14 protein-coding genes are annotated in these 19,003 nt (G+C 60.9%); 10 read left to right on the forward strand and 4 right to left on the reverse strand.

Going from position 1 to position 19,003, the window contains the following annotated elements:
- The first annotated feature begins 62 nt into the window (after positions 1–62).
- The 5 genes from tig (at position 63) to DW732_RS02075 (ending at position 8,130) form a co-directional block, all read left to right on the forward strand.
- Positions 63–1,364 (forward strand): trigger factor, encoded by a 1,302-nt coding sequence (tig, locus tag DW732_RS02055; RefSeq protein WP_233539328.1) that lies wholly within the window; start codon positions 63–65, stop codon positions 1,362–1,364.
- Positions 1,365–1,527: 163 nt separating this feature from the next.
- On the forward strand, positions 1,528–2,148 hold the full coding sequence (locus DW732_RS02060) for an ATP-dependent Clp protease proteolytic subunit (protein ID WP_022095182.1): 621 nt from the start codon (positions 1,528–1,530) through the stop codon (positions 2,146–2,148).
- A 1-nt stretch (position 2,149) separates the two neighbouring features.
- Positions 2,150–3,559, forward strand: a complete 1,410-nt coding sequence (gene clpX / locus DW732_RS02065) for an ATP-dependent Clp protease ATP-binding subunit ClpX (RefSeq protein ID WP_118098427.1) — start codon at positions 2,150–2,152, stop codon at positions 3,557–3,559.
- 287 nt (positions 3,560–3,846) lie between these two features.
- Complete coding sequence (locus DW732_RS02070) at positions 3,847–6,543, forward strand: valine--tRNA ligase (protein ID WP_118098429.1); 2,697 nt, start codon at positions 3,847–3,849, stop codon at positions 6,541–6,543.
- Positions 6,544–6,786: 243 nt separating this feature from the next.
- Positions 6,787–8,130: a folylpolyglutamate synthase/dihydrofolate synthase family protein gene (locus DW732_RS02075; protein WP_118098431.1), complete on the forward strand. Its 1,344-nt coding sequence runs from the start codon at positions 6,787–6,789 to the stop codon at positions 8,128–8,130.
- A 150-nt stretch (positions 8,131–8,280) separates the two neighbouring features.
- Here the strand turns inward: DW732_RS02075 and DW732_RS02080 are convergent, their stop codons facing one another.
- The 4 genes from DW732_RS02080 to DW732_RS02095 all read right to left on the reverse strand — a co-directional run bounded on the left by DW732_RS02080 (position 8,281) and on the right by DW732_RS02095 (position 13,063).
- Complete coding sequence (locus DW732_RS02080; protein WP_118098433.1) at positions 8,281–9,369, reverse strand: Xaa-Pro peptidase family protein; 1,089 nt, start codon at positions 9,367–9,369, stop codon at positions 8,281–8,283.
- 474 nt (positions 9,370–9,843) lie between these two features.
- Entirely contained in the window at positions 9,844–10,236 is a 393-nt protein-coding gene (locus DW732_RS02085) for a DUF1667 domain-containing protein (RefSeq protein ID WP_118098435.1), read from the reverse strand.
- Between the two features lie 3 nt (positions 10,237–10,239).
- Positions 10,240–11,592, reverse strand: coding sequence for an NAD(P)/FAD-dependent oxidoreductase (locus DW732_RS02090; RefSeq protein WP_118098622.1), 1,353 nt, complete (start codon positions 11,590–11,592; stop codon positions 10,240–10,242).
- 16 nt (positions 11,593–11,608) lie between these two features.
- Positions 11,609–13,063 carry an NAD(P)/FAD-dependent oxidoreductase gene (locus DW732_RS02095; RefSeq protein ID WP_118098437.1) on the reverse strand — a complete coding sequence of 485 codons (1,455 nt, stop codon included), beginning with the start codon at positions 13,061–13,063 and terminating at the stop codon, positions 11,609–11,611.
- A 565-nt stretch (positions 13,064–13,628) separates the two neighbouring features.
- On the opposite strand from DW732_RS02095, the gene DW732_RS02100 reads away from it, so the two are divergent.
- From DW732_RS02100 to DW732_RS02120, 5 genes are all read left to right on the forward strand, one after another.
- Positions 13,629–14,060 carry a zinc ribbon domain-containing protein gene (locus DW732_RS02100; RefSeq protein WP_055251579.1) on the forward strand — a complete coding sequence of 144 codons (432 nt, stop codon included), beginning with the start codon at positions 13,629–13,631 and terminating at the stop codon, positions 14,058–14,060.
- A 229-nt stretch (positions 14,061–14,289) separates the two neighbouring features.
- Complete coding sequence (thrS, locus tag DW732_RS02105) at positions 14,290–16,053, forward strand: threonine--tRNA ligase (protein ID WP_118098438.1); 1,764 nt, start codon at positions 14,290–14,292, stop codon at positions 16,051–16,053.
- Positions 16,054–16,378: 325 nt separating this feature from the next.
- A complete protein-coding gene (locus tag DW732_RS02110) occupies positions 16,379–16,969 on the forward strand; it encodes a hypothetical protein (protein ID WP_118098440.1) in 591 nt (196 codons plus the stop codon).
- 123 nt (positions 16,970–17,092) lie between these two features.
- The gene (locus DW732_RS02115) at positions 17,093–17,815 is read left to right on the forward strand and encodes a sugar transferase (RefSeq protein ID WP_199569703.1); all 723 of its coding nucleotides are present in this window, start codon (positions 17,093–17,095) and stop codon (positions 17,813–17,815) included.
- 5 nt (positions 17,816–17,820) lie between these two features.
- Entirely contained in the window at positions 17,821–18,924 is a 1,104-nt protein-coding gene (locus tag DW732_RS02120) for a glycosyltransferase family 1 protein (protein WP_199569705.1), read from the forward strand.
- Positions 18,925–19,003 lie beyond the last annotated feature (79 nt).

Here is a 19,003-nt window from a genome sequence, read left to right on the forward strand (position 1 = left end):
GCGACTCTTTGTTGCATAAAGGTACCAGCACCTCAGATAAGCTGGGCAGTATGAGGAGGAACGTGTTGAACATCACCGCTTCTGACGTCAAGGACGCCAAGCTCACCGCTACGGTCACCATCCCGGCCGCCGACGTCGACGCCGCGATCAAGAAGGCCTACAAGGACACCGCCAAGAAGTACCGCTTCCCGGGCTTCCGTGCCGGCAAGGCTCCCCGTCCGGTTATCGACTCCGCTCTTGGCGCCGAGGCTACCCTCGCTCAGGCCACTAACGACCTGATCGCCGCCAACGAGCCCGCCGTCCTCAACGAGCTGGACATCGTCCCCACCAAGAACGGTGACTACAAGGAGCTCGACCTCGCCAAGGATCACGAGGACTACACCTACACTGTCGAGTTCTCCCTGCGTCCTGCCGCTGAGCTCTCCTCCTTCGATGCCGTCGAGATCGAGATGCCTCCCGCGGAGGTCACCGAGTCCGAGATCAACAACCAGGTCGAGATGCTCCTCAACTACCGCGCCACCTTCGAGGACGTCGAGGGCCGCGCCGTCGAGGCTGACGACTATGTGACCGTCGACCTCAAGGCCGTCGAGAACGCTGATAACTTCGCCGCCGAGGGCCGTATGCTCATCGCCGGTAGCGACAGCAACCCCAAGGAGTTCAACGAGGCCCTGATCGGCGCTAACGTTGACGACGTCAAGACCGTCACCTGGACCGACGAGGTCGAGGAGGGCGAGGAGGCCGAGACCCACACCGTCGAGGTCACCGTCAAGGGCATCAAGGTCCGCAACACCCCCGAGCTCACCGACGAGCTCGTCAAGTCCGACTTTGGCTTCGACAGCATCGACGCCATGCGCGACGCCATCAAGCTCGAGATCGAGCAGGACAAGGCTTCCCGCCTCCCGGCCGAGAAGGAGAACCGTTGCGTCTCCGCTCTCGCCGAGCGTCTGCAGCTCGAGGAGATGGACGCCGACTACGAGCAATCCGTCTTTGAGGAGCTTGGCCAGAACTTCCTGTCCAACCTCGCTGCCCGCGGCATGACCCTGGACACCTGGCTGCCCGCTTCCGGTCTGACCATGGAGCAGTTCATCGGCGACCTGCACAGGCAGGCCAACGACGTTGCCCGTGAGTCCCTGGCGCTCGACGCCCTCGCCCGTGAGCTCAAGATCGAGGTCACCGAGGACGACATCAACGCCGAGTTCGAGAAGGCTGGCGTCAAGGACGTCGAGGCTTCCAAGGCCGAGTTCATCGCCGATGGCCGCATGCCCGCCGTCCGCGAGTCCATCCGTCGCTCCAAGGCCGTCGATCACCTGGTCGAGAACGCCAAGGTGACCGAGGTCGACGAGACCGCCAAGGACGCCGAGTAATTCTCGCCACCTTGTCCGCGAGCGCATGCGTGTGCCCGTGATGGGGTAAAGTTATAAGCCGGTTATCCGGTTGCTTCGTACGGTGCCAGCCAATGCATAGCATGCGGGCACCGTACGTTTATCTAGAACCAATTTGGTCCGCAAGAGAGAAATGGAGATGCGTATGATCGCTAAGTTCGATTCCGCCCTCGTGCCATACGTTATCGAGCAGACGCCGCGCGGCGAGCGCAGCTACGATATCTATTCGCGCCTGCTCAACGACCGCATCATCTTCTTGGGCGAGGAGATCAACTCTGTCAGTGCCAACCTGGTCGTTGCCCAGCTGCTGCATCTTGAGAGCCAGGATGCCGAGAAGGATATCTCGCTCTACATCAATTCGCCCGGTGGCGAGGTCTACTCCGGCCTGGCGATTCTGGACACCATGAACTTCATCAAGCCGCAGGTCTCCACCATTTGTGTGGGCATGGCTGCGTCCATGGCCGCCGTGCTGCTTTCGGCCGGCGCCAAGGGTAAGCGCTTCTGCTTGCCGCACTCCAAGGTCATGATTCACCAGCCCAGCGGTGGCGCCCAGGGCCAGCAGACCGAGATTGAGATCGTTGCCGAGGAGATCAAGAAGACCCGTCGCGAGCTCAATCAGATCCTGTCCGATGCCTCGGGCCAGCCCATCGAGAAGGTCCAGGCCGATACCGAGCGCGACAACTACCTGACCGCTGCCGAGGCCCTCGACTACGGCCTGATCGACCGTATCGTTACCTCGCGCGATCTCGCCGCGAAGGACGCCTAGGATGGCCGGTAACATGCAGGACAATTTCGACGAGAACGGCAACCCCATCCGCTGCTCCTTCTGCGGAAAAGAACAGGGGCAGGTTCGCCGTCTTGTAAAGGGCCCGACCAACATCTTTATCTGCGACGAGTGCGTTGCCGCCTGCTCCGAGATTTTGGAGGAGTCGCTGGCTTCGGACTTTATGGACGCCGCCCGCAACGGCAAGCTGCCGGGCTTTCTCAACGACCACGGCCAGGCCGCATCTCAGCCCGCTGTGGATACCGAGGCCGAGGGCTTTGAGCTCGAGGACGATATGCGTCAGGTCATTACGCACGTGCCGACGCCGCACGAGATCTATGCCGAGCTTTCGGCCTATGTCATGGGCCAGGAAGATGCCAAGCGCGCCATGTCGGTTGCCGTGTACAACCACTACCGCCGCGTGATTGAGGGCGGCGCTGCGCTTTCGGCCTATGACGACGGCTCGGACGCGCAGCTCGACGACGATATGGACGAGGTGGAGCTCGCCAAGTCCAACATTTTGCTGCTCGGTCCCACCGGTACCGGTAAGACCCTGCTTGCCCAGACGCTCGCGCGTATTCTCGAGGTGCCGTTTGCCATCGCCGACGCCACCGCGCTCACCGAGGCCGGCTATGTGGGCGAGGACGTGGAGAACATCCTGCTCAAGCTCATCAACGCCGCCGATGGCGATATCGAGCGCGCACAGGTGGGCATCATCTATGTGGACGAGATCGACAAGATCGCCCGCAAGGCCGAGAACCTGTCCATCACCCGCGATGTTTCGGGCGAGGGCGTTCAGCAGGCACTGCTTAAGATTCTTGAGGGCACGGTGGCAAGCGTTCCGCCCACCGGCGGCCGCAAGCATCCCCAGCAGGAGCTGTTGCAGATCGACACGACCAACATCCTGTTTATCTGCGGCGGTGCCTTTGTGGGCCTGGATAAGATCATCGCCGACCGCGTGGGCAACAAGGGTGTGGGCTTTAACTCCGAGATTGCCGGCCCCACCTCGGTCGACGAGAACGACCTGCTGCGTCAGGTGCTCCCGCAGGACCTCAACGCCTTTGGCATGATCCCCGAGTTTGTGGGACGCACGCCGGTCGTCACCCAGACGCAAGCGCTCGACGAGGACGACCTGGTGTCGATCCTGACCGAGCCCAAGAACGCCGTGGTGCGCCAGTACCGTAAGATGTTCCAGCTCGAGGACGTTGAGCTTGAGTTTGAGGACGCGGCCCTGCACGAGATCGCCCGCATGGCACTTGCCCGCAAGACCGGCGCCCGCGGCCTGCGTTCCATCTGCGAGGACGTGCTGCAGCAGACGATGTTCGACCTCCCCAGTGAGGAGGGCGTAACCAAGGTCATCGTGACCGAAGCCTCCGTAAAGGGCGACGAGCAGCCCCAGCGCTTCTACGGCTAAACCAGCCAAATACGTGCTTGCAAATAGCCTCCGACCACCCGCGGTCGGAGGCTATTTTATATATACGCAATAACCCCAACTACCTGTGCTATTCTGTGTGTTTGTTTAAGCCAAAGCGAAGTCAATTCAGACTGAAGTAATCGATACCTAAGGGGAGGAATGTAGGCCCGTTTTTCGTAGATTCCGCACGAGCCGAAGACCACTTAATGTGGTCTTCGAGCGAGCCCAGGACCTGACCGAACGAAAATCGGGCCTACATTCCTCCCCGGTGGGACAGGGAGAGATATATGGAAGAGATGCCCAAGAATTACGATCCGTCGACCAACGAGCCGGCGATCCTGCAGAAGTGGCTCGACGGCGGCTACTATAAGCGCCGCGAGGGCGTGGGCGACTGTACCGTCACCATTCCGCCTCCCAACGTGACCGGCAAGCTCCACATGGGCCACGCCACCGACGACTCCATCCAGGACGCCATCATCCGTATGGCCCGCATGCGCGGCAAGTCCACGCGCTGGGTGCTGGGTACCGACCACGCCGGTATCGCCACGCAGACCAAGGTCGACAAGAAACTCAAAAGTGAGGGCATCAGCCGCCTGGAGATTGGCCGCGACAAGTTTGTCGACGCCTGCTGGGACTGGACCCACGAGTACGGCGGCATCATCGTCGAGCAGATCAAGCGCATGGGTTGCTCCGTCGACTTTGATAACGAGCGCTTTACCATGGACGAGGACTACGCCCAGGCCGTGCGCAAGGTGTTCTGCGACTGGTACCACGACGGCCTGATCTACCGCGGCAAGCGCATCGTCAACTGGTGCCCCAACTGCACCACCGCTATTTCGGACGACGAGGCCGAGTACAAGGACGAGAAGGGCCACCTGTGGCACCTGCGCTACCCGCTGACCGAGCCGGTCAACGGCCAGGACTACATCGTCGTCGCCACCACGCGCCCCGAGACCATGCTCGGCGACACGGGCGTTGCCGTCTCCCCGAAGGACCCCGAGAAGGCCGCCTTTGTGGGCAAGACCGTCAAGCTCCCCATCGTCGACCGCGAGATCCCCATCTTTGAGGATTGGCACGTCGACGCCAACTTTGGCTCCGGCTTCGTTAAGGTCACCCCGGCCCACGACCCCAACGATTACGCCATGGGCCAGGCCCACGACCTGCCGCAGATCAATATTTTCGACGAGCACGCGGTGGTCGTCGAGGGCTACGGCGAGTTCACCGGCATGAACCGCGACGAGTGCCGCGAGGCCGTCATCAAGTGGTTCGACGAGCACGGCCTGCTCGACCACGTCGACGAGCACGATCACTCCGTCATGCACTGCTACCGTTGCGACTCCGCCCTGGAGCCGTGGCTGTCGGAGCAGTGGTTCGTGGCCGTCGACAAGCTCAAGGGACCGGCGCTCGACGCCGTCAACTCCGGCAAGGTCACCTTCCACCCCGCGCGCTGGACGCAGACCTACACTACCTGGATGGAGAACCTCAAGGACTGGTGCATCAGCCGCCAGCTGTGGTGGGGCCACCGCATCCCCGTGTTCTACTGCGAGGACTGCGGCTGGGAGGACGCCCTCACCGAGGACACCGATGTGTGCCCCAAGTGCGGCGGCCATCACGTGCATCAGGACGAGAACGTGCTGGACACCTGGTTCAGCTCGCAGCTGTGGACCTTCGCCACGCAGGGCTGGCCGCAAAAGCCGGAGCTGCTCGAGGGCCATCACCCCACGACGGCGCTCGTCACCGCGCGCGACATCATCGCACTGTGGGTTGCCCGCATGGTCATGAGCTCACTGTACTTCCTGGACGAGGTGCCGTTTAAGGACGTCGTCATCTACCCGACGATTCTTGCCAAGGACGGCAGCCGCATGTCCAAGTCCAAGGGCAACGGCGTTGACCCCATGGACCTTATTGGCATGTATGGCGCCGACGCCATGCGCTACAACCTGCTCACGCTGTGCACCAACAATCAGGACGTTAAGTTCGACGCGAACATCGATAAGAAGTCCAAGAAGCTCATCGACAGCCCGCGTACCGAGCAGGCCAAGTCGTTTGTGACAAAGATCTGGAATGCCAGCCGCTTCCTGCTCATGAACATGGAGGGCTACACGCCCGGCGAGCCCGTCGTGGAGACGCCGGCCGACGCTTGGATGTTCAGCCGTCTGGCCAAGGCCGTGAAGATGGTCACCGAGGGCATCGAGAACTACACCTTTGGCGACATGGCCCGCGGCGTGCAGCAGTTCTTCTGGAACGAGGTCTGCGACTGGTACGTCGAGGTCACTAAGGCCCGCCTGAAGGGCGAGGGCCGTCTGCAGGCTCAGCGCAACCTGATCTTTGTGCTCGACACCTCCATTCGCCTGATGCACCCGCTCATGCCGTTTGTCACCGAGGAGATTTGGGACAACATGCCGGCGAGCGTGCTCGATTTGGACGCCGAGGGCAACGTGGACCGCGCCGAGGCGCTCATGATCGCCAAGTGGCCGGAGCCCGCCGACTACGCCAAGTACGTCGACGAGCCTGCCGAGCGCGCGTTTGAGCTGTGCCGTACCGTCGTTTCCGCCGCCCGCGCCACCCGTTCGCGTTATCGCTTGAGCCCCAAGGCCGAGCTCGACGTGGTCGTGCGCGCCGGTGCCGAGGATATCGAGAAGCTCGAGAGCCTGCGCTCGACCATCGAGCCGCTGGCCAACACCACCTCGCTGGTCATGGGTACCGACGTTGAGAAGCCGGCCGCGAGCATCGCCGTGGTCGATAGCGGCGTCGAGGTCTTTGTGGTGCTCGAGGGCAAGGTCGACCTTTCGGCCGAGAAGGCGCGCCTGGAGAAGGAGATTGCCGCGGCCCAGAAGGAGCTCCTCGGCTGCGAGAAGACGCTCGCCAACGAGGGCTTTGTGGCCAAGGCCGCGCCCGCGGTGGTCCAGAAGAAGAGGGACCGTGCAGCTGAGCTCAAGGAGATCCTGGCGGCGCTGACTGCTCAGGTTGCTGACTTCTCGTAGGGCTTACTGAGGGGCGCGTCCCGATGCTTTGCTCTCCGCTGCGGACACCTATTCCGCCGTTCTAACGAACGGCGGCTGACTCGACGCTGCAAACGCCTCTGATGGCCAATCTGCCGTTCAACTTCGGGCGCATGGGCATAAGCCCTATGCGCCCTTGTTTCACGGCACCTTGGCTCATCAGAGGCGTTTTCGCTGACTATCCTCAACCTATACTGTTTTTTTCTATGAATGGCGGTTCTAAAAATGCCTAAGCGTTCTGGCTTGTATACCGTTCCTTTTGAGTTTGATTTGCTTTCGTTTGATGAGGCTGTTGGGCTGGCTGCTGATACGGGGCGGATTTCTGGGGATGCTGGGCCTCTGCTCGAGACGGTTGTCGATATGCTCGATGAGCTGGGGCATCCGGACGAGTACTTTGATTGCATTCAGGTTGCCGGTACCAATGGCAAGACTTCGACTACGCGTTTTTCGGCTGCCATTCTTCGTGGTGAGGGGCTCAAGACCGCGCTGTATACGTCGCCACAGCTGGTGCGCTATCCCGAGCGCATGGAAGTCGATGGATGCGTCGTGAGCGATGAGGCATTCGCCCGTGGCGTTTCGGCCGCTGTTGAGGCGGGGCATCGAGTGAATGCCCGTCGTGTGGCGGCGGGGGAGCGCGCCTATACCATCACGCCGTTTGACCTGCTGACGGCCGCCGCACTTGTGGTGTTTGCCGAGGCCGCGGTGGATGTTGCCGTGCTCGAGGTTGGCATGGGCGGCCGTTGGGACGCCACGAGCGCGACCGATCCCGTCGCCGTTGCCATTACGGGCATTGGGCTCGATCACACGCGCATTTTGGGCGATACGCTCGAGGCCATTGCGGGGGAGAAGGCTGCGGTTATCAAACCCGGGCGCTTGGTTGTTTTGGGCGAGGGCACGCACGAGGCGAGCGTTCAGCGCGTGATGGATGCCCGTTGCCGCGAGTGCGGCATCGTGCCGCTCGTGGTGAGCCACGCCACGACTAAGGTGCCGGCGCGTGTGGGCGACACGGTGGAGTTTAGCTGCACTACGCCGCGTGCGATCTATGCGTCGAGCATGGTGAAGCCGGCGTATCAGCCGCAGAATGCAGCGTGTGCGATTATGCTGTGCGAGGGGTATCTGGGCCGCGAGCTCGACCATGACAAGCTTGATGCTTCGCTTATGGGCTGCCCCACGCCGGGTCGCTTTGATGTACTGGGAACCGATCCGCTCAAGCTGATCGACGCCTGCCATAACCCCCAGAGCTGCGAGAACTTTGTAAGCGCGTTGGACGAGATCGATCCGTGCGTGGAAAACCGCCCCACATTGCTGTGCGCCGCGCTGGCCGACAAGGACGTGGCGGGCATCGTCGACGTGCTGATTCCAGCCTTTCCGCGCGTGGTTGTGACCCAGACCGATTCCGATCGCGCCCTGCCGGCAAAGGAGCTCGCCGCCCTGGTGGACGCCGATAAGCTCGCGGGCGTGTACACGAGCGTGTCCGAGGCCCTCGCAGCCCTCGATGCCGCGGGCGAGTCCTTCGTAGCAGCCGGCACCATCACCCTAGCCGGCGAAGTAGCCGGCCTGCTCCGTTAACCCATCCTGGAGGGTAGCTAATTTGGGACGGGGCTTTTTTAGCTACCCTACCCGGAGTCTTCGAAGCAGGAAACCACATTTGACATAGGGCAGCTAAAAAAGCCCGTCCCAAATTAGCTACCCAAGTTTCCTCTTCAGTTGGGGATGAGCCTAGTCTAGGCGCGTAGCTTCGTGGGGGTAGGCGTTGAGAATCTCGACGCCGTTCTCGGTCACCAGGGCTAGGTCTTCGATGCGGACGCCGGTGCGGCCGGGGAGGTAGATGCCCGGTTCGATGGAGAAGGTCATGCCTGGCTCTACGACCTGCTCGTTGACCAGTGAGACGTCGCCCGACTCGTGGTCCTGCAGACCGATCGAGTGGCCCAGGCGATGCGTAAAGTACTTGCCGTAGCCCGCATCCTCAATCACGTCGCGTGCGGCACGGTCCAGGTCGCACATGCGCACGCCCGGTGCGATGAGTGCCTCGGCGGCCTCGTTGGCGCGGCGAACGATATCGTAGATGCGTGCGGTCTCCTCGTCCGGCTCGCCCCAAAAGAATGTACGCGTCATGTCCGAGCAGTAGTTGCAGCGGCGTCCGCCAATGTCGAACAGCACCACGTCGCCACGCTTGAGTACGGTGTCGTCGGGCTCGTGGTGCGGATCGCCGGCGTTGGTGCCAAAGCTCACGATGGGCGGAAAGCTAAAGCCCTCGCAGCCGTGATTGCGGTACAGGCCGAGCATCTGGTCGGCAATTTCGCGCTCCGTTACGCCTTCGTGGACGAGTTTGATGGCATCGGCCATCACGGCGTCGTTGGCGGCCGAGGACACGCGCATGAGCTCCTGCTCGGCGGCATCCTTGTGGGCGCGTGCGGCGGAGACGGCAAAGTCGCCCAGGAAGAACTCGCTCGCGGCGCGACGATCCATGAGCGGCATCAAAAAGCCGGAACGCATGACGGTGTCGATGCCGAGCGGTTTGGTCGGATCGACCTCGCGAGCGATGGCGTCGCCCACGATGTCGGTATCGGTGTGATAGGTGACGCGCGCATTATCATACTCGGGCAGCTGATGCAGCGCGTTGACTAGGATCACTGGCTCGGTATTGCGCGCGAGCAGCACGCCACAAAAACGCTCGAACATATCGGCATAAAAACCGGTCAGATAGTAAATCGACCACGGGTCGTTTACGAGCAGCTGCGCGCCGGGGTGCTGAGCCTCGAGCGCATCGAGCACGCGCGCCACACGCTGGTCATCGACATGTGCCATGAAACATCCTTTCGCTAGACTGCCACCATGGTATCCCAAGCCCGGCACATAGGGACGTTCCTTTTATGCCGGCACTTCGGGACACTCCTTGGCATGACCAGCCTATCAAGCAGTAAAAGATGTCAAAAGAGGCCCATTCCAAATGGGCTGGTTTCAAAAGTATGGTGGATTACGGGGCTGGACCTGTATTACTTGACCATGGGAAAAATCGCGAGATTAAAACCGCAGGTAGACGGCTTATCAAATATCGAAAAATGTCTGTATGGATGGGGGTCTCCGAATTAGCCCCGTAATCCGGCATAGTTTTGAAATGGCACTAAAGTAGGCACAATCTAAATTCCGATTCCAAGGATAGTTGCGGTGGAATAGTTCCTGGATGCCGGGGTTTTGGCGGAAATCAGGAACTATTTCACCGCAATTGAGGAGGGGCGGGGTGGATGGCGGGGTAGCTAAAAGAGCCCCGTCCCAAATTAGCTACTCGATGTCCATGCTGGCGATTAGGTTGATGTTGGTGTCTAGGAGGTTCTCCAGCACGACGTCTCCCATGCGGATGGGGGCGTTGACGACTAGGCCTCGGATGAGATTCATGGCTTGGGCGTGGAGTTCTAGCGGGATGGCTTCGGATGTGCGCACGGGGAGCAAGGCTTCGTCGCCGCCGGAGACGGCCACGGTCGTCGTGAGCACGCGCATGGGGCAGGTGAGCTCCTGATGTGCGAACTTATCGCCGCGCGGGCAGTTGTTGCCGGTTACGGAGCGCACTTCCACCACGGCGCCATTGGCGTCGCGCTCCACCTTTACGGTCAGAAGGCATTCGGATGGGCAGGTCGTGCAGTTGAACTGCAGCGTTTCGACCACGTTATCGCTCATAGTCTATGCCTCCTCGACGGGATCGACGGACAGGACTATCTCGTTGGCGCCCAGGTCGAGCGCTTGCTGGATGACTTTCGCCGGTAGTGGGAAACTCTCCATAACGCTCGGCTTAAACGCGCGGACCTTGCCTGCAAGCAGTTCCTCGTCGCCTGCCAGAATACGCACGCGGGCGGTATCGACCGGTCGGCGTACGCGGAAGTTGAGCTTGGTGAGCGCCACAGCCGTAATGCGTCCCGGCAGTGCGTATCCCGCAATGCCGGCAGGGGAGACCGTGAGCTCGCAGTCCGTGCTCGCAGCACTCGCCTCAACTTCCGTGCCGTTCCCCAACGCCCGCGCCGCCGCAGCCGCACCGGCGCGCTCGGACTCGGTTGTCACGTTGTCGGCCAGGTCGTGCACGTGCAGCACGTTGCCGCACGCAAAGATGCCCGGCACGCCCGTCTGCAGGCTCTGGTCCACCACGGCGCCGCGTGTGCGTGGGTCCAGCTCCACGCCCGCGGCAACCGAAAGCTCGTTCTCGGGAATCAGGCCCACCGAAAGCAGTAACGTGTCGCACGGAACAACGCGCTCGGTCCCCGGAATGGGCGCCAGGCGCTCGTTGACTTGACTCACCTCGACGGCTTCCACGCGGTCGTGCCCGATCACGCGCGTCACCGTGGTGGACAGATGCAGCGGAATGCCAAAGTCGTCCAGACAGTTCTTCACATTGCGGCGCAGCCCGTTGGCGTACGGCATGAGCTCGTATACGCCCTCGACCGAAATCCCCTCGAGCGTGCAGCGACGTGCCATGATCAGCCCGATATCGCCCGAACCCAAAATGACGGCGCGCGAGCCGGGCTTGAGGTTTTCGATATTGATGTATCGCTGCGCCAGGCCCGCCGTAAAGACGCCGGCAGGGCGGCTGCCAGGGATCTTGATCTCGCTTCGCGTGCGCTCGCGGCAGCCCATGGCAAGGACGACCGCTCGCCCGGTGAGCTGTAGCATGCCGGCAGGGCTCATGAGCGTGACGGCATGGACCGCGGTGGCTCCCGTCGGCTCGCCCGAATCAATCCCAATCACCATGCTGTTCAGGAACAGCGCAATGTCGGTTGCGTACACCTGGTCGATAAAGCGCTGCGCGTACTCGGGACCGGTGAGCTCCTGCTTAAAGTGCGAAAGCCCAAAGCCGGGGTGGATGCACTGGCGCAGGATGCCGCCCAGACGCTGCTCGCGTTCCACGATGGCCACGCGTGCGCCTGCCTTATGCGCGGCTAGCGCGGCCGCCATACCGGCAGGTCCGCCACCGATAACGACCACGTCGAACGCTTGCGTCTGCACTGCCGCTACGGCTTCTGCCCCTGTGCGTTCGTCGCGCATATCAAACGTCGCCATCCTAGCGCACCCCCTTCAAAGGTCCCTCGACCAGCCAGGAGCCGGCGTCCTCCAGTAATACCTCGCTGGGGTCGCAGTCCAGCTCTCGGGCAAGAATCGCCACCACACGGCTCTGGCAAAAACCGCTCTGGCACCGACCCATGCCGGCGCGGCAGCGGCGCTTGACACCCTCGACCGAAACTGCGCCCGGCTGGCGTCGGATCGCGGCCACAATCTCGGTCTCGGGCACCGTCTCGCAGCGGCAGACAATCTGTCCCCACGTGGGATCGGACTCGATGAGCTCCTCCTTGCGCGCCAGCGGTGCGCGGTCAAAGTCGTCCGGTGCGCGGCGAATTGGGTTCCAGTCTGCCCGCTCGTGCAGCTCCACGCCCGCCTTGCTCATCACGTGCTCCATGCGCTCGGCAATGGCCGGCGCGCTTGCCACACCCGGCGACTGAATGCCCGCCGCCTGGAAAAGCCCCGGCACCACGGCCGACTGTCCAATAAAGAAGTCGTTCGTTCCCTGAATGACCGGACGCCCGCCGGCAAATGCGCGCACCACGCGGCGCGTATCCAGATCGGGAATCAGCTTGCGCGCTCCCGTCAGCAGCGCGTTCACATCGCCCGCATAGGTCTGCGTGTCGCCCGGCTCGCGCACGGCGGCCGTCGCGGTAATCACGGTGTTGCCATGCACGGTGCCCGTCACGATAACGCCCTTCGACACTGGTGTCGGCACGGGGTAGAGCGGCATGAGCGTGCGCGGCTCCTTGTCCAGCACCACGATGTTGCCCTGACGCCAGACCATCTGGAATTCCTCGGCGCCCGCCATATGCGAGATGTCGGCGGCGCCGTTGCCCGCGGCGTTGATCAAGTAGCGGCAGCGCACGTTGCCAGCGGGGGTCTCCAACGTAAAGCGCGCGTCGTCGCCCGAGCCAGCAACCTCAATCGCCTCCACCGGCGCGGAGCGCATAAACGTCACCCCGTTGGCCACGGCGTTCTCCAGCGCGGCGATGGCAACCTCAAACGGGTCGACAAAGCCAGTGGAGGGGCACCACAACGCGCACGTTGCATCGGCACTGGCGCGCGGCTCTAATTCGTGGATGCGGTCGGGTCCGATGATCGACAGCTCGGGCACGCCGTTGGCAAGGCCATTCTGGCGCAGCTTCTCCAGGTGCGCGCGGTCCTCGTCGTTAAAGCCCAGCACCATCGACCCGGTGCGGCAGAACAGAAAGCCCAGCTCCTGCGCCCACGTACCGTACAACTCACAACCACGAGCGTTGACCTGGGCCTTAACCGTGCCCGGCGCCGGATCGTAGCCAGCGTGCACCAGGCCGCCGTTGGCCTTCGATGCGCCTAGGGCGACATCGTTGGCCGCCTCGACTACGCAAATGGACAGGTCATAGCGCGCGAGCTGCCGCGCGATGGCGCATCCGGTGATGCCCGCGCCGACAATCGCGATATCAAACGTTTCTGTCACAGTGCCTCCCAGACGAGTTGACAGGCTGTCAATAAGACTATCCTACGGTCTGCACACCCTCAGTGCGGCGGCAATGCGGCGAACAGCCCCGCAACACCCGCCAACGGCAGACGAGGGGAGACTCAGTAACGTCGATAACCTCGTCTGCCGCCCCTGGCGTCAGAGGTTTGTCTCGTTCTGTAACATCTGGGACTGTTTTTGCCGAGTAACTGTTACAGATTGAGACATTCGGTTCGGACGGTTTCCTTTGTCTCAATCTGTAACAGTTAGCTGATGATTTGGGTTCTAGATGTTACAGATCAAGACAAACCTTCCGGCGGATTTTGAATGTCTCGATCTGTAACAGTAAGAGGGGTTTTGGGACCCTAGATGTTACTGATCGAGATTGAAGTCGGGGATGGACCCCTGTGTTTCGTTCTGTAACACCTAGACCCGGATTCCGCTCCCACCTGTTACAGATTGAGATGTTTGTGTCCGCGCCGGCCCCGCCCCTAGCCGTGGTCCCATATAAACAAACCCCGTGGTAAACTTGACCGGACCGTTAATATTCCGAAAGGTATCCGTAATGTCCAAGTACATCTCCGAGCTCATGTCGCCGCAGCTTATGGGCGTCGTCTATGCCTTCGTTGGCTTTATCATCGCCCTGTATGTGCTGTCGGTCGTCTATGTGTTCATCGACGCTCGCCGCCGCGGCGCCAGCGCCTACGTGGCATGGGGCATCATCGCTCTCATCCCGTTTGTAGGCCTCATCGCCTACCTGGTCTTGCGCCCGCACTCCTACGCGTCCGACCGCGAGGAGCAGGAGCTGGACATGGCCCTGCGCGAGCGCCAGCTTGCCCAGTACGGCACCTGCCCGCAGTGCGGCGCGCCCATCGAGAAGGACTTTGTGGTCTGCCCGGTGTGCGACACCCAGGTTCGCAACGTCTGCCCCAGCTGCCATCGCCCGCTCGATGCGCACTGGAAGGTCTGCCCCTACTGCCGAACTCGCATCCAGTAACGCATCCATCGCCGGGCCGGCCGCAAGCCACGGGCTCCGCGCACCCCACGGCCGCCACGCGCCCCGCGCCGCCCCACACGATGAAGCATGCGTAGAAAATCGCCCGCCGTGCCATTAAGGTGCGGCGGGCGCTTGTATACCAAGGCAACCTGCCTATAATGATGCAAGTTAAAACGCCGAGCGCATCGCACGCACTTGCATCAGGCATCCGAGAGGAGAAAACATACTTATGAAGGCACTCTACAATGACGGTTCGGTGGCCGAGCTCCCGCAGGACGAGGTCACACACGTCATCCGCCACTCCGCCGCGCACATCATGGCGCAGGCCATCAAGCGCCTCTATCCCGAGGCCGACTTTGCCTACGGCCCCGCGACCGACAACGGCTTCTACTACGACGTCGACCTGCCCGAGGGCGTCAAGATCAGCGAGGACGACTTCCCCGCGATCGAGGCCGAGATGAAGAAGATCGTTAAGGAGAACCTCAAGTTCACCGTGTACGAGAAGCCTCGCGCCGAGGCCATCGCCCTTATGGAGGAGCGCGGCGAGAAGTACAAGGTCGAGCACATCGGCGACCTGGACGACGACGCCCGCATCACCTTCTACCAGCAGGGCGACTACATCGACATGTGCGTCGGCCCCCACATCTGCTACACCAAGGCCCTCAAGGCCTTTAAGCTCACCGGCGTCTCGGGCGCCTACTGGAAGGGCGACAAGGACAACAAGATGCTCACCCGCATCAACGGCGTCGCCTTTGCCACCAAGGAAGAACTCGACGAGCACATGCACATGCTGGAGGAGGCCAAGAAGCGCGACCACCGCAAGATCGGCCGCGAGATGGACCTCTTTATGATGCGCGACGAGGCCCCCGGCTTCCCGTTCTTCCTGCCCAACGGCATGATCCTTAAGAACACGCTGCTGGACTACTGGCGCGAGATCCACCACAAGGCCGGCTACGTGGAGATCTCCACGCCGCTCATCATGAACAAGCAGCTGTGGAAGACCTCGGGCCACTGGGACCACTACAAGGACAACATGTACTCCACCGTTATCGACGACGAAGAGTACTGCATTAAGCCCATGAACTGCCCGGGCGGCGTGCTGGTGTATGCCTCCAAGCCGCACTCTTACCGCGAGCTGCCCATTCGCGCCGGCGAGATTGGCCTGGTGCACCGTCACGAGCTGCGCGGCGCCCTGCACGGCCTGTTCCGCGTGCGCTGCTTTAACCAGGACGACGCCCACCTGTTTGTGCGTCCCGACCAGCTGACCGACGAGATCGTGGGTGTGGTCAACCTGATCGACTCCGTGTACCAGAAGTTTGGCTTTAAGTACCACGTTGAGCTTTCCACCCGCCCCGAGGACTCCATGGGCTCCGACGAGGACTGGGCGCGCGCCGAGGAGGGCCTGCGCACCGCTCTGGAGAAGCTGGGCATGGACTACGAGGTCAACGAGGGCGACGGCGCCTTCTACGGCCCCAAGATCGACTTCCACCTGGAGGACTCGCTCGGCCGTACCTGGCAGTGCGGTACCGTCCAGCTCGACTTCCAGATGCCGCTCAACTTTGACCTGGAGTACGTTGACGCCGACGGTACCAAGAAGCGTCCCATCATGCTGCATCGCGTGTGCTTTGGCTCCATCGAGCGCTTCATCGGTATTCTGATTGAGCACTTTGCGGGCAAGTTCCCCACCTGGCTGGCTCCCGTGCAGGTCAAGGCACTTCCGGTTTCCGAGAAGAGCCGCGATTATGCCCACGAGGTGTGCGCCAAGCTGGAGGATGCCGGCATTCGCGTGGTCTGCGACGACCGCGACGAGAAGATCGGCTACAAGATCCGCGAGGCCCGCAGCATCGACCGCGTGCCTTACATGCTCATCCTGGGCGAGAAGGAGGTCGAGGCCGGCAACATCTCTGTCCGCGATCGCTCTAACGAGACCGTTCAGATGGGTGTTGACGAGTTTGTTGCGAAGGTGCTCGAGGAGATTAAGACTCGCGCCTAAGGCAAACTTCACAACAATTAACAAAGGCGACCGTCCACATAGGGCGGTCGCCTTTTTCATGCCGAAATAAGAAAAGCCGCTGGTTGAGCGGCTTTTTTTGTTGCACAAAAAGGTACAGGTTTTTGTAGAGGGCTATGGAGATGTATCTACCGGCAGGACATTTTGCGTAATCTGGGCAATCGTTGATTAATTGCTCGTATAATTGTCTATGTCGAAAGATACAAAAACCTGTACTTTTGCGACTGCGCCTAGCTGCGAGCGAGAAGCCTGTTCTAAACGCCCCTGCATTTGCGTGCATCGCAAAGCAAAAAGAGGGGGCGAAGACATGGAACAGACGGCACGGCGCCAAGAGCAGCTGCCGGGCGCATTTAACGGCGTCACCACCAACAGCCAGCATGGCCGCGTCCGCTGGTATCTGGTTCATACCCCCCAAGGAAAAGAGCGCGAGACCTGCGAAAAGGTCCGCCGCATTATCCCGCACGATCTGATGCAGGACGCTTTTGTAATGCAAAAGGAGTTCTGGTTTAAGCGGGACGGCGCCTGGTCGCTCCAAACCAAACCCATGTACAAGGAATATTTCTTCGTCGCCACGGACGATGCCGCTGCGCTCGATAGGGCCCTGGCCCAGTTGAGCTTTGGCTGTCGCATCGCCGGTAGCAGGGAGCGGGCGTACATGCCCATGCCGGACGATGCGCAGGACTGGTACCGCAGCGTGCTGGACGACGACGGCGTGGTGCGCAACAGCGTTGCGCGCATAGAAGACGGCGTGTTGCACATAGAGCAGGGTCCCTTGGTGGGGCAAGAGGGCCGCGTTAAAAAGATCGACCGTCATAAACGCTGGTGCCTGGTAGACGTGGGCGAAGGCGACTCCGCATTTAGGGAGCTGCTTGCACTGGACGTTCCCAGCAAAACGTAAGCGAGACGTTGCACCAGCTGTTTGTTCGCATTTTTGAATTTACCAATTCGGGGGGGGTCCCTGGGAGACAGGGACGTAAGAATGACTGTGGCTGCTAAAGAAGTAACAGAGAGCAATGCGCCCGTGGGGGTGGCTGTGGGCGCCGGTGCTGCGGCGGTCGCGGAGCCGGTGAGCCTTCCGGGCTCGCCCGAGTTCGCCGCAGAGTCCCGCGCGCTCGACTCGCGCCCTCTCGGCTACCGATTCGTCAAGCGCACGTTCGACATCGCGTTCAGCGCGTTCGTCTGTGCTGTGGGGCTTATCCCTGGCGCGGTGCTCTGCGCCTTCATCGCGGCGGACACCAAAGGCGCTCCCATCTACGCGCACGAGCGTGCGGGTCGCTTTGGTCGGCCAATCCACGTGCTGAAGTTCCGCTCTATGGTGGCGGACGCCAACGACGTGGAGAAGTACCTCACGCCGGCGCAGATCGAGGAGTGGCACCGCGAGCGCAAGGTCACCGACGACCCGCGCATCACGAAGCTCGGCCGCGTCCTGCGTAAGACAAGTCTCGACGAGATTCCCCAGTTCATCAACGTGCTGCTCGGTCAGCTCTCCGTCATCGGGCCTAGGGCCGTCACCTACGAGGAGCTCGACAACTACACACCGGAGCAGCAGCGCCAGCTCCTCGCCGTGCCCCTGGGCATTACCGGTGCCTGGCAGTCCGGGCCCCGCAATGAGGCCACTTTCGAGAACGGCGAGCGGCAGCGCTTGGAGCTCGACTATGCGAGGAGTGCCTCTCTCGGCCACGACTTCGGCGTGTTCTTCGCAACCTTCGGCGTGATGTTTGGCAAAAATAAGACGGGGCGGTGATTGGTTTGACTAAACCCATCCGTGTCGCTCAAGTCCTCGGTGTTATGAATGGTGGCGGCATCGAGCAGGTTGTTATGAATTACTACCGTCATATTGATCGTTCGCGAGTTCAGTTTGACTTCCTCGTAGGCGAGGACTCTACGATGATTCCGCGCGAAGAGATCGGTTCCTTAGGTGGAAGAGTCTATATGACTTCCTCACGCTCAAATCCAATTGCGTACTCATCGGGATTGGAGCATATTTTTCGTGAGGGGGGCTGGCACATCGTCCATGCTCACATGAATGCCCTCTCTTGTTTTCCTCTACGAGCCGCAAAACGGGCCGAAGTTCCCGTGCGCATAGCCCACAGCCACTCGACATCCGGGAAGGGCGAGCATGCCAAGAACATCGTCAAGGCCGTTCTCAAGACCCAGGCAAATCGCTATCCAACCCATCTTATGGCTTGTTCGACGCATGCTGGTAATTGGCTTTTCGGTAAGGGGAAGTCATTTACGGTTCTTCCAAATGCTATAGACATTCAATCCTTTTTGTCAAACAGGAAGATTCGTACCGAAGTGCGCAGTGAGCTTGGGCTAGGGAACGACCAATTTGTCGTTGGCCATATAGGCAGGTTCGCTATCCAGAAGAATCACGCTTTTCTTTTAAATGTGTTTGCAAAAGTCTTGGCATACGAACCAGATTCTGTGCTGATCCTAGTTGGCGATGGTCCTCTGATCGAAAAGGTCAGAGAGGAAGCTTCCTCCTTGGGCATAGCTGAGTCTGTTCGATTTCTTGGCTTGCGCGCGGATACCTCTAGGCTTTATCAGGCCTTCGACGTCTTTTGCCTGCCCTCGCTTTACGAGGGGCTGCCTGTTGTATCGATTGAATCCCAAGCAGCCGGCACACCGATTCTTTCATCGACGGAGGTAACAAGGGAGGCGGCTGTCACACCGCTCATGGAGTTTGAAACTCTTTCGTCTGGCTGCGACGAGTGGGCGAAGCACCTTATTTCCATGCGTGAGCTTTGCATCAATGAAAATGAGGAAAGCAAACTAACCGAGTTTGATATTAACTACAACGCCGTCAAGCTCCTTGATTTCTATGAAAGCGTTTCGTTGAACCAGGGATGATTCTTAGAAAGTATTGGAAGCAATGTCGTTATTTTCAAGGGACGCGAACATAGGGGATCATGTTGTTGGGGCTGGATTT

Source organism: Collinsella sp. AM28-11LB, from assembly GCF_003469895.1.
Classification (GTDB): domain Bacteria; phylum Actinomycetota; class Coriobacteriia; order Coriobacteriales; family Coriobacteriaceae; genus Collinsella.